Below are 11,894 nucleotides of genomic sequence, written 5' to 3'. Positions count from 1 at the left end.
GAAATAATGCCGATCGAATCTTCCTGCAACAATTCATCGTACATCAAGCTTAATTTGGTTAGCTGCACTTCACCCTCCATACCTGTAAGGCGGCTACTACCGCTAAATTTGGATATATGTGAACATTTCTACATAAGAAAGAAACTTCCTTCTTCAATTTTAAAAATTTTAAGTTTTATTTACTTATTTCTTTTAGCGTATTCCAGGCGGTCTGATCTGCAAAGGTTCGGTTCCATACACCGATTCCCCCGAGCTTCAATGACTTGGCAAGTTGCACCCTCGCTTCCAGAGACACACGATCCTCCAGCCAAATCTTTTTGACAATACCGTCTTCAGTATACTCGACATAATTCTGGCCTTCCGAGGCTCTGAATTTAGGCTTCAGCTTAAATTTCTCGATAATCTCCGCTGTTGATTCCATACCAAGCGACTTGGAGCTAACTTTGACGGTGTCTCCTTTAGGTGTTTCAGACCATACACGAGTGTATAACGGAATGCCCAAGACAACTTTTTGAGCTGGTACTCCATCCTCCTGAATGATTCGCTTGATCGACGCTTCCACCCACGGCAGTGAGGCGACTGAACCAGCCTTCGGACTAGCTGCCCAATGCTCATCATAGGCCATAACCATGAGATAATCCGTTATCGAACCCAATGATTTTCGATCCAGAAAAGCAGACCACATCTCACTTTGAGACTTAGGTGTTACGTCGATTGACAATATCAGATCATGTTCACGTGCCATCGGCTTAAGCTCTCGCAAAAATTGGGTGACATTGGGTCCATCCTTCGTATGAACATTTTCAAAGTCAATATTGATACCGTCCAGACCACTTTCCTCGGCAAGTGTAATCATCTGATCTATAATCGATCTGCGCCGTTCAAAGGTAGACAAGGCCTCTGTCGTTAATTCAGGATTAAAGCTGTTGCTCAACAAGCCCCATACTTCCATCCCCTTGCGATGCGCCCAACTGATATAGGCAGGGTCGGCTTTGCTTTGTACGGTGCCCTCATTATCTATGACACTGAACCAAGTGGGACTCACCACATTCACCCCAGGCATAGGGTCAAATTTGGAAGGATCGGGTTTACGGTTGTAAACAGCCTCCCAGGCGAGGTTAACTGGTCTTCCCTCCCAGTGCTTCTCCGAGATAGATGGAGTATCTTTAGCCGGGGCGACCGCAAGCTCCTCTCCTTCAGAGATGTTGGCCGCCTGCACATATCCAGCGTAGCCGTTATCCAGTTGAACAAAATACCAATCAGCCTGTTTGGACCAAATGCGCACCTTCGTTTGTTGAGGTATATCCGTCAAAATAAAAGACAGACTGGAGGCTTCTTTACGCAAAGCAATTTTGGCATCCTGTCGTCCATCCTTCTTCTCCACGTTCCCCTGTTCGACTTTCTCTCCGGCTTTCATCAGGATGACTGCACCCGTCACTGTGTCTTCATGAATAGATACACCATATACTTCACGGACAGCTTGCATAGGTATATAAACCGATCCACTAATAATCTGGGGAGCTGCGCTGAGCGTATATGATGTTCCATTCAATTCCCCCTGCGGCTTGGAAACGGTCATTTGTAGCAAATTTTGCCTCGTAGCCAAAATGACAGTTTGGCTGTCATCCTCATAACGAATCGCCGGATCGATTTTACTTTGCACAAATTTGAGTGGTACCAGCATGTTCTTGCCGGAGTTTTGAACTTCATACCCTGTTAGCTTTCCCTGGATAAAAATGGGGCGGATACTGCCTTGCCAATCGGGTTTTTCATGCAGTGGATTACCGAACCATACGACAGTAATTGCGCAGATGATCGCTGCGAACAACAGCAAGCTTGTAGCCCCTTTGAAACGTGAACGTTTACGGCGGCGTCTGGAATGATTTCTGGCCAATATTCAACCTCCATTGTCGGAACTTTGAATTACAGGATAACGTAAACTGAACTGGTTGCTGACAGACAAGTTATTTAAACAAAAAAACGCGGTAAATCCCCGCTTGTGGGGAATTTCTCACGTTTCCAACCCATTACAATATATACATACCGCACCGAAAAACTTCTATTCCTTATTTTGCTGAATTTCCTTGTTCATGCAAGCTTTGCACACTCCGTATAACTCCATACGATGTCCATGCACTTCGAAACCTGTCTCTAACGAGGCATGGTGTTCCACATCTGCCAAATACGGATAACTGAAATCTTCAATCTTTCCGCATTTTTCGCAAATGATGTGATAGTGCTCCGAAACATTGGCATCATAACGACTGGCGTTATCTCCATAGGTCAACTCATGTACCATACCCGCTTCTATAAACATCTTTAAGTTATTATAAACCGTAGCCACACTCATGCTTGGAAACTTGGATTCGAGCGCACGATATATTTCATCAGCGGTCGGATGTCCCATAGATTCCATCAAATAGTTTAATATGGCATGGCGCTGGGGTGTTATGCGTACACCTGTCTTCTTTAGAAGTTCCAAAGCATGCTGGACGCGAGCTGCCATATATGTCCACCGCCTTATCCCTTACTTACGATTTGCTTTATTACAACTATTTTACATTCTATTCACGTTGTACGTCTATTCACATTGTACGGTCAATTCAAGTTTCTTGTCAACGCGCCGCATTATCGCTGGATGACCCGTTAGAGGCTCCGGTAGCGGGAGATTCAGATGGAGCCGCAGGCGTTTCTGACGCATTAGGCACATTCGTTCCTGCCGACTCGTCCAAGCCAGGCAGCGATGGCAGAAGTAGCTTCTTGATCGATAAATTACTGTTGCCTTCCACGTTGATCGAGTACTTACCTGTCCCATTTTGGCCTGAGATACTTTTACTATCTATTTTAAAAGGGAAGTCTGATCGAAGGTTGCCGTAACTGCTGGACCCCTCCAACTGAAAGTCACCATTCGACGGAAGTTCCAACGCAATGTCACCAACAGCACTGTATATTTTCCAATCTCCACCTACCTGCTCGCTATGCACCTTGATCCCGCCATTGAGCGAATTTGCATTCAGCTTGGCTGTGGGATTCAGAACGTTCATGTCACCATTTTGGGTATCAACCGTAATATCACCTTCCGAGCGGGCAAGCTGAATGTCGCCTACCATCGTGCGTAGCGCAACCGTTCCTTCAATATCCCCTGCCTGCATATCACCGCGATTGGTTCGCATATCTACATCTCCGGTGATACGATGCAATTTGATCCGACCGTTCAAGGTGACTCCTTTGACATTGCCGATAGCATCATTAACTGTCAAATTCCCGTTCCCGCTCTCCAGCCGGATGCTGTCGATGGCATCTACTCCGTTGAGGGTAATATCCCCGTTGGAGGTTCTGATCTGCATATTAAATCGCCGATCCTCCGGCACTGTAATTAGCATGTTCGTACGGGGCTGACGTCTGCTCGATGCTCCGTATGACTGCACCTCTGGACGAATCTGAATAGTCTTGCCGTCAGTAGAAGTCAGCGAGGAAGCTTGAGCAATCTTGTCCGCTTCGGCAGCAGGTGCTTGATCCACCCACAGGGTCGCACGTACCTCTACATTGGACACAGGACGTCTGATCAGCGTTACATCGCCATTGACCGAATCAACTACCAAATCGGACGTCTGCATCGTTACAGGCACCAGTACGCCGCCCATATCATATCGGTTTCCTTTCGCCTGACTAAAATCCATGGACGCCGCGGTCAGATTCAAACTAACCCTGTTCCACAGATACATATAATGATTTTGCTGGGTCACAATAAAAACAGCGGCGACCACGACCAATGCGGAGACAATTCCCTTCAGATCAGGTCTGAAACGTCGTCCGTTGTCGGGCCTGCCCTCCTTACGGTAGTACACGCCAAAAAAAATCAGATACTCCAGTCCCCACAGCACAAAGATAACGGGCCACCATACGAGGAGCTGAAGCATATATTCGGTATGTTGGACAACATCCAAGATAAGCAGAGCGCCTACAGCCATCAACAGAAGCGAAGAGGTGTAGCGCCCGACTCTTATTTTGCGGTGCACGCCAGCTTCACCCTCTTTCCTTTACCTTTTTACGTTTGATCGACAAGCCGACTTCTCGCAAGAAGACTAATAGTCCGATCAGCATTAATAAAATAGCTAACGTCAAAAAGCCATAGTCCTCGAAAAAATTGCCCAGCCAGCGTGGTTTCATACGAAACAGAATCATAAGTCCGCCACCCGCCACGAGCAGCACGGCAAAAGACAAACCTCTCTCCCAGACATAAAATGGGCTGCTCTGCTGCCCTCGTGCGTCCATCTGTGTATAACGATCTGGCTTACGGCGATAGCGGACCATATAATCCGCTGATTGTAACACGTCATATACATTATAAAAATATAAAACAGGAATGAACAAACCGAGCAAAATAAGCAACGGAATGTTAATTCTCAAGCCGTCAGAAGCGACATACAGCATCGCAAAAATATCTAATAGAAGCAATACGATAAATGTAAGCCCTCTAATGAACAGCCCTAAAAAAAGATGACCCAGGCCGGGTAACAATGCTGCCATGATAATGGCAATCACTTTGCGAAATTTAGCGTATTTAAAACGTTTACCCTGTTTGGGGTGTTCCCGCTGCTCCAGCTCCGGTGACTGTTGTCCCTCTCCAGACAGTAACGGTTGTTCCGAGTTCATGCCATCCTCCCCTTTGAATTCCATGCGTGATCCGCAGCAAATGCTCCAATGGTTAGATAGTACCCCAATCGGATTCAAGAGTAACTGGAAAAAATGTGGTAAACCCTCATTCCACGGAAACTGCCGCTACATCCTCCCACTGTCGAAGATCGGCTGCAATACGCACTGGATTAAAATCGCGGCGAGCCAGCACTTCCAATGAAACCTCCATGCTCTGCCGATTTGGATGCAGTTCGTGAAAAGGGACATTCTCATGCTCTTTAATCACTATTTTACGTATTTCCACTTTTTCTTGCTCTAAATAAGTCGAAATTTGCTCCAGCAATCTATGGGATGACAATCCGTATAGTGTTATAAGATGACGTTGTCGTCCACGCATATACCGCAATTCAGCTTTGTTAAACACCCATAAATTCAAAAATACCAGTACAGTCGCTGCTATAGATGGAAAATAAAAGCCCGCTCCGACCCCGAGACCAATAGCTGCTACAACCCAGATGGAAGCAGCAGTCGTTAAGCCTGTAATGGATTTGCCTGTAAACATAATTGTTCCTGCGCCCAAAAATCCTACTCCAGTAATTACCGCCGTAGCCAAACGTGCTGGATCTATACGTACATTGGCCTCTTTGATAAAGTCGGCAAATCCGTAAATGGAGAGCAGCATAATCAGCGTCGAACCGAGACTAACCATAATATGAGTCCTCAAACCTGCAGCATGATTGGAACGTTCGCGCTCAAAACCAATGAATCCGCCCAGGAGCATGGATAGCAAAAGCCGTAAAATGATATGTGAATCGTTTATAATCCACGGGTTATCCAATCAAGCTCCCCCTCCCGGTGTATATCGTGCTTCCCTCTCCGGGGATGCAGTTTTTGCTAAGACTATTTCACGTTATGCAGGTGGTATGTGGTTAATTCCACGCCCGGAGCCACCTCTGCCGCCGATACGGGGCGAAAGCCGTGTTTTCGATATAGGGCCACCGCAGGAGCATTTAAAGTTCCTGTAGATACGATGAACAGCGGTATATGATGATATTCGTTCAAAGCATGCTTCATTAAGGAGTCGGCAATCCCTTTGCGAAAATGATCCGGATGAACCATCATACGTGTAAGAGTGAGTGAATCGGGTGACTCAGACTGCACCGCCAGCGCCCCTAACAGGTCGCCGTCCTCAATCCAGCCATAGAATGTCTCTCCGCAGCTTCGCAGCGTATCAAACGTATCCAAAAGGGGTGGTATTTCATCAAAACCGATTCGCTCGGCCTCCAGCCTGTAGGCGATGTGCTGAAGACGCCATATCTGGCTGACCATTTCATCGTCTTCCAGTGAACATATGCTAATCATGCTGTATCCCTCCTTTTATTTAGGGCAGCTATGCAGCTGTTTTCTATAGAAAAACTCGTAACATGTCATTGCGCTTCCAAACTCTGTACAGCAGCTCTCATCAGAGCCTATACAAAAAGGGGCCTGTCCCTATAAGACAAGCCCCTTTCAAATCTATGCCATTAGCGGTTTAGCACTTCCGTCAGCAGCTTGTTGGCGAGGCCAGGGTTTGCTTTGCCCTTGCTCTCCTTCATCACTTGACCAACCAGGAAGCCAATGGCCTTCTGCTTGCCAGCTTTGTAATCCTCAACCGATTGCGGGTTAGCCGCTACTACCTGTTCGACGATCGTCAGGATCGCGCCCTCGTCGCTGATTTGCACAAGCCCTTTTTCTTCAACAATTTGCTGCGGCAGTTTATCACTCTCCAGCATTTCCTTGAAGACCGTTTTGGCGATTTTACTATTGATCGTCCCCTTCTCCAGCAGTCCGATCATTTCACCCAAGCCTTGACCTGTCAGTTTAACCTGCGACAGCTCCACACCAGCACTATTTAAATAGCCGAGCAAATCCCCCATAATCCAGTTGGATACTGCTTTGGCATCCTTCGTGTATCGAAGACTATCCTCGAACAAATCGGCCAGTGGCTTGGAAGACGTAATGACCTGTGCGTCATACTCAGGCAATCCATATTCTGAGGTGTAGCGTGCTTTACGCTGGTCAGGCAGTTCAGGAATCGAAGTACGGATGCGTTCTTTCCATTCTGCATCAATATGCAGCGTAACGAGATCCGGGTCCGGGAAATAACGATAGTCATGCGCCTGTTCCTTACCCCGCATAGACAGAGTTTTACCTTGGGCCTCATCCCAACGGCGTGTCTCCTGTACAATCGTTCCGCCTTCCTCCAGCGTTTGTTCCTGGCGGAACTGCTCATATTCCAATCCGCGCTGTACGCCACGGAAGGAGTTCATGTTTTTTAGCTCTGCTTTAGTACCCAGCTCTTTCTGTCCATGCGGACGAAGGCTGATGTTCGCGTCGCAGCGAAGCGAGCCTTCCTCCATCTTCACATCGGATACGTCACAATACTGCATGATCGCACGTATTTTTTCCAAGTAAGCCTTGGCTTCTTCCGGTGAAGATATTTCCGGTTCCGAAACGATCTCGACCAACGGTGTACCGACACGGTTAAAATCAACCAAAGACGCATAGCCGCCATCGACATGTGTTAATTTACCTGCGTCCTCTTCCAGATGCAGTCGGGTAATGCCGATACGCTTAGTCTCGCCGTTCACTTCAATATCAATCCAGCCATGCTCGCCGATCGGCTGATCGTATTGCGAAATTTGGTAAGCCTTGGGTGAATCGGGGTAAAAATAGTTTTTGCGGTCAAACTTGCTCACATCAGCAATCGTGCAATTAAGCGCCATCGCCGCTTTCATCGCATAATCAACGGCTTGACGGTTTAATACCGGCAGTACCCCCGGATGCCCAAGACAAATAGGACATGTATGCGAGTTTGGCGGTGCTCCGAAGGATGTCGAGCATCCGCAAAATATTTTAGACTTCGTATGCAGTTCCACATGGACTTCCAGTCCGATGACCGTCTCATATTTGGATGTAGTTGTAGACATAAATGGTTCCCTCCTTTTCGGCAAATTACAGTTGCGGACGCTGCTTGTGAAATTGGGTATTTTGTTCAAAGGCATGTGCTACACGCAGCACGGAAGACTCGTCAAAGGCTTTTCCGATAATTTGCAGTCCAACCGGCAATCCATCCGCAAGGCCACAAGGGATGCTGATGGCCGGCACTCCAGCCAAACTCACCGGAATCGTCAAAATATCGTTCAAATACATCGTTAATGGATCATCCACTTGCGAACCGATTTTAAAAGCTGTTGTCGGCGCAGTAGGTCCGATAATGACATCATATTGTTCAAACACACGATCAAAATCCTGTTTGATCAGTGTACGTACTTTTTGTGCTTTCAGGTAGTAAGCATCATAGTACCCGGAACTCAGCGCATAGGTGCCCAGCATAATCCGGCGCTTTACCTCGGGGCCAAAGCCCTGCGTGCGGGACTGATGGTACAGATCCAGCAGGTTGTCCGGATTGTCTGCACGTACGCCATAGCGTACACCGTCAAAACGGGCCAGATTGGACGATGCTTCGGATGAAGCCAGCAGATAGTATGTGGCTACCGCATATTCAGTGTGTGGAAGAGAGACCTCTTCCCATACTGCGCCCAGTCCTTCCAGTGTTTTCAGCGCGTCCAGCACCTTTTCCTTGACCTGTGGATCGACGCCCTCACCCAGATACTCCTTGGGTACAGCAATACGAAGTCCTTTTACATCTCCGGTCAAAGCGTTCAAGTAATCAGGAATGTCTACCTTCGCAGAAGTGGAGTCCTTCTGATCATAGCCTGCAATGGCTTGCAGTACGTACGCCGAATCCTGAACATTTTTCGTAATCGGTCCAATTTGGTCCAAAGAAGAAGCAAAGGCCACCAAACCAAAACGTGATACCAGACCATATGTTGGCTTCAAGCCGACTACGCCGCAATAAGAAGCGGGCTGGCGAATGGAGCCGCCTGTATCGGAGCCGAGGGTAAAATAAGCCTCGCCCGCTGCTACAGCCGCAGCCGAGCCGCCGCTGGAGCCTCCGGGAACGCGTTCCAGATCCCAAGGATTTCGTGCCGGGAAGAACCTGGAATTCTCGTTAGAGCCGCCCATCGCGAATTCGTCCATGTTCATTTTGCCCAATGTCACGGTTTGCGCCGCACGCAATTTGCCGACAACCGTTGCATCGTACACGGGATCAAAATTCTTCAAAAACTGACTGCCGCACGTTGTACGCAGCCCTTCTGTCACGATATTATCCTTAATGCCGACCGGCAGGCCAAACAGCAGCCCGCGTTGCTCTCCCGAGATCAGATGATCATCAAGCTGACGTGCGGTTGCACGTGCCTGCTCCTCGTCAACCGTAATATAGGCCCTGATCTTGTCTTCCCGCGCACCAATCGTCTCCAGAGCGTGTCCTACCAGGTCACTCACGGAAATTTCCTTTTGATGCAGCTTGTTATGTATTTCCGGCAATGTATTATCAAACAAGCTCAATTTGCATCCTCCTTTCAAATGTGAAATCTATTCCAGAACAGCAGGGACTTTAAACTGTCCGTCTTCTTCTTCAGGTGCATTGCGCATCACTTGCTCATGTGTCAAACTTTCGCGAACTTCGTCGTCTCGCATGACATTGCTGACGTGCAGCACATGAGTGGTCGGTTTTACCTGTTCCGTATCCAGCTCATTCAGCTTCTCCGCATAGTGGAGAATGGCGTTCAATTGCCCTGTCATCGTGTCTTCCTCGGCTGCGGTCAGATTCAACCGGGACAACTTGGCTACGTGACGGACATCTTCCGTGGAAATGTTCATACAAAAACCTCCTCGTGTATAAGAGGATTTTACAAAAATCCAATAAGCGACTTCTAATGAACAATAAATAGACTGAAATGGTCTAGTTCGTCTATATATTGCACTTCGGAGCGACTGGAATCGAATTTTGCAAAACCCTGATATCAAAAATGCTGCACCGAACTTTGAAATAACGTTTTTAATTATAGGATAGAACCCTTTACAATTCAATCTTTGACGCGGTACAGAATCAAACTGTATAGCCGAGCGGTAAATGTTACTAAATGTATAAAAAAAAGCACCTCTCGGTGCTCTTTTGAAAAGCGATAGGAGCTAAGAACGTACTAACTATATATTCTTCAAAAGAGTCGGCATGAGCCGACCCCTATATCCAAGCACGTAAATTAACTTGTCTAATAAAATCAGCCTGTGACAACAATTCTGTCGCGGTTTCTTCTTCCTCAGCCTCTACCGAATCAAGACCACCGTTCATCACATGTCTGAACAGCTTCTCGTTATGCGTAGCAAGAGCATAATCTATCAGCGCTTCACGCTCAATCCGCTCGGCTTCCAGCTTTAAAATACTTTCTTCCAGCTCGATGTCCCCGGATGGTACGAAAAAATTTCGATTCACCTTCGGGACGCGAATGACATAGTCAAAAGCATTGTCCGCATTACGGTCGTAAGCAATGATATAACCATGTTCGCCCACAGGAAGATTCTGCTCAAAAGCATCCGCGACGATCATAATTCTAGTTCCTAAATGATGCATCGTTAGCCCCCCCGTTTGTCTGAACTTATCTACTAAGTCTACTAAAAAAAAAGTAGCTTGTCTATATCATCTATGTATCTTCAAAACTGTCCATCTCCACGTCCCAGCCTGTGCTCATTCAGCCTTGTATGCCAATTCTGTGCAATGGTTCCGCCTTGTTTTGTTACCTTTTTCCAGGTTATTACCTTCGGTTCAAAACCTTGCACAGAAGCTCTATCTCCTGTCTTTATGGAAAAATGGCGGCTATCTCCATTCTCACGATGTAACCCAGATATATACTTCCTTTTCATTCATGCTCCCCCTTGTGATCTGACGGCCAAATGCCTCTTTATCCTCTTAATGGGCAAAAAAAAGAACGCAAACCGGGATTCATCCACAGCTTGCGTGCTTCGCGAGTTTAGTATGTAACTTCAATATGTGTATGTTAACAAAAATAAAAACCTTTGTCTATACATTATTTATAATTTGTTGTCGAAATGGGGCAAAACCTGTCACAACCTTGACTATGCCCCAGCTGAAAACATTCATCACTTTTTATCGTATATACGGATTGTTGGCTTTCTCATACCCGATGGACGTTTTGGGACCGTGACCGGAATACACCGTAATGTCATCTCCAAGCGGGAACAATTTGTTCTGAATGGAATCGTACAAGTCCCGTTCCCGCCCACCTGTCAAGTCTGTGCGGCCGACACCCTGACGGAATAATACATCGCCGGAGAACAAGTCCTTACCACACAAAAAGCTGACGCTTCCGGGTGAGTGCCCAGGTGTATGGAACACCTTGAATGTATGCCCGATCAGGTTCAATTGCTGACCTTCCGCCAAATCATATTCGGCAGGCTCCGTCGAGATCGGCGGGGATGCCTCGGGCCACATCAAAGAGCCGTTTAATTTAGGGGATGCAAGCCAGTCCTGCTCCAAAGGGTGCAGATAAACCGGACAACCCTTCGCTTTGCGAATCTCATCTACTCCACCGATGTGATCAAAATGAGCATGGGTCAGCAAGATGGCTTCAATCTCCAGTGACTCAATGACTCTCAGTAAAGGACCCGGATTCATGCCAGGATCAATGATAACGGCACGCTGCGGGTCATCCCCCTGAAGCAAATATGCGTTCGTTTGGAGCGGGCCCAGATTAAAGCTGCGAATAGACAACGTCATATTTTAAAATCCCGAGATGAGCTCGCGCAATTCCTGAACAATCACAGGATGAACCTCGGTTCCCTCCCCATATTTCTCAGCCATTTCTTTACGGGCCACCGCAATTTTTTCTTGATAATCATCGGCTTCCCGATCCGGATTTTCACGCTTGAACCCGATCATAATTTGTTGGACATGTGCAGGACGCGGTCCCCAGTGACCCAGTACATGGCCCCCTGTATCGGCAAAAATCACAATCGGCACAGCACGTCCGCCCATCGTCAGGAAGTCGTCCATCAGCGCTTGATGATTTTCCAAAATCAATACTTCAGTCGGAATCCCGCTATTCTCCAGCGCGCGGAATACAACTGGCACGTTGCGAACTACATCTCCACACCAGTCGGCGGCCAAAATGAGTACACGCAGGTCGTCCCGATGGTTCAGGCTTTCAAAATACTCACGGTCCTCTTCACGGTTCCACACAAACTGATCATACCCGGAGCGGAAGGCTTCCTTGTTCTTTTCCATCCCCTCCATAAACTGTTCGGGGCTCAGACCTTTTCCAAAATATTGCGACACGTTAGTACGACTCATG

At 47.4% G+C, this 11,894-nt stretch carries 14 protein-coding genes (1 of these 14 cut by a window edge); all 14 read right to left on the bottom strand.

Features of this window, described 5'->3' with window-relative positions; genetic code table 11:
- A protein-coding gene (locus tag ACQ4MX_RS20155) for a nucleotidyltransferase-like protein (protein ID WP_431086991.1) crosses the window boundary here: on the bottom strand, positions 1 to 68 show its start. The gene continues 811 nt to the left of window position 1, outside the view; only the first 68 of its 879 coding nucleotides appear in the window; the start codon lies at positions 66 to 68; the stop codon falls past the left edge of the window.
- A gap of 107 nt (positions 69 to 175) precedes the next feature.
- Positions 176 to 1,894: a glycosyl hydrolase family 18 protein gene (locus ACQ4MX_RS20150; RefSeq protein ID WP_431086989.1), complete on the bottom strand. Its 1,719-nt coding sequence runs from the start codon at positions 1,892 to 1,894 to the stop codon at positions 176 to 178.
- Positions 1,895 to 2,059: 165 nt separating this feature from the next.
- Positions 2,060 to 2,506 (bottom strand): peroxide-responsive transcriptional repressor PerR, encoded by a 447-nt coding sequence (gene perR, locus ACQ4MX_RS20145; RefSeq protein WP_149095138.1) that lies wholly within the window; start codon positions 2,504 to 2,506, stop codon positions 2,060 to 2,062.
- Between the two features lie 109 nt (positions 2,507 to 2,615).
- Positions 2,616 to 4,019, bottom strand: a complete 1,404-nt coding sequence (locus ACQ4MX_RS20140; RefSeq protein WP_431086988.1) for a DUF4097 family beta strand repeat-containing protein — start codon at positions 4,017 to 4,019, stop codon at positions 2,616 to 2,618.
- Between the two features lie 7 nt (positions 4,020 to 4,026).
- Positions 4,027 to 4,680, bottom strand: a complete 654-nt coding sequence (locus tag ACQ4MX_RS20135) for a hypothetical protein (RefSeq protein ID WP_431086987.1) — start codon at positions 4,678 to 4,680, stop codon at positions 4,027 to 4,029.
- Positions 4,681 to 4,762: 82 nt separating this feature from the next.
- Positions 4,763 to 5,476 carry an MgtC/SapB family protein gene (locus ACQ4MX_RS20130; protein WP_431086985.1) on the bottom strand — a complete coding sequence of 238 codons (714 nt, stop codon included), beginning with the start codon at positions 5,474 to 5,476 and terminating at the stop codon, positions 4,763 to 4,765.
- A gap of 62 nt (positions 5,477 to 5,538) precedes the next feature.
- Complete coding sequence (locus tag ACQ4MX_RS20125) at positions 5,539 to 6,000, bottom strand: GNAT family N-acetyltransferase (protein ID WP_192511460.1); 462 nt, start codon at positions 5,998 to 6,000, stop codon at positions 5,539 to 5,541.
- A 161-nt stretch (positions 6,001 to 6,161) separates the two neighbouring features.
- The gene (gene gatB / locus ACQ4MX_RS20120; RefSeq protein ID WP_431086982.1) at positions 6,162 to 7,607 is read right to left on the bottom strand and encodes an Asp-tRNA(Asn)/Glu-tRNA(Gln) amidotransferase subunit GatB; all 1,446 of its coding nucleotides are present in this window, start codon (positions 7,605 to 7,607) and stop codon (positions 6,162 to 6,164) included.
- A 25-nt stretch (positions 7,608 to 7,632) separates the two neighbouring features.
- Positions 7,633 to 9,090: an Asp-tRNA(Asn)/Glu-tRNA(Gln) amidotransferase subunit GatA gene (gatA, locus tag ACQ4MX_RS20115; RefSeq protein ID WP_431086979.1), complete on the bottom strand. Its 1,458-nt coding sequence runs from the start codon at positions 9,088 to 9,090 to the stop codon at positions 7,633 to 7,635.
- 27 nt (positions 9,091 to 9,117) lie between these two features.
- Positions 9,118 to 9,405, bottom strand: a complete 288-nt coding sequence (gatC, locus tag ACQ4MX_RS20110) for an Asp-tRNA(Asn)/Glu-tRNA(Gln) amidotransferase subunit GatC (RefSeq protein ID WP_025684464.1) — start codon at positions 9,403 to 9,405, stop codon at positions 9,118 to 9,120.
- Positions 9,406 to 9,769: 364 nt separating this feature from the next.
- Positions 9,770 to 10,156: a hypothetical protein gene (locus tag ACQ4MX_RS20105; protein ID WP_025684465.1), complete on the bottom strand. Its 387-nt coding sequence runs from the start codon at positions 10,154 to 10,156 to the stop codon at positions 9,770 to 9,772.
- A gap of 80 nt (positions 10,157 to 10,236) precedes the next feature.
- On the bottom strand, positions 10,237 to 10,446 hold the full coding sequence (locus tag ACQ4MX_RS20100; protein WP_025684466.1) for a hypothetical protein: 210 nt from the start codon (positions 10,444 to 10,446) through the stop codon (positions 10,237 to 10,239).
- Positions 10,447 to 10,690: 244 nt separating this feature from the next.
- Positions 10,691 to 11,320, bottom strand: coding sequence for an MBL fold metallo-hydrolase (locus ACQ4MX_RS20095; RefSeq protein ID WP_431086977.1), 630 nt, complete (start codon positions 11,318 to 11,320; stop codon positions 10,691 to 10,693).
- A 3-nt stretch (positions 11,321 to 11,323) separates the two neighbouring features.
- Positions 11,324 to 11,893, bottom strand: coding sequence for a thioredoxin family protein (locus ACQ4MX_RS20090; protein WP_013311914.1), 570 nt, complete (start codon positions 11,891 to 11,893; stop codon positions 11,324 to 11,326).
- Position 11,894: the final 1 nt, after the last annotated feature.

This window comes from Paenibacillus sp. 8b26 (assembly GCF_050626875.1).
In the GTDB taxonomy this organism is placed as follows: domain Bacteria; phylum Bacillota; class Bacilli; order Paenibacillales; family Paenibacillaceae; genus Paenibacillus.
This window is presented reverse-complemented; position numbering and strand designations above follow the sequence as displayed.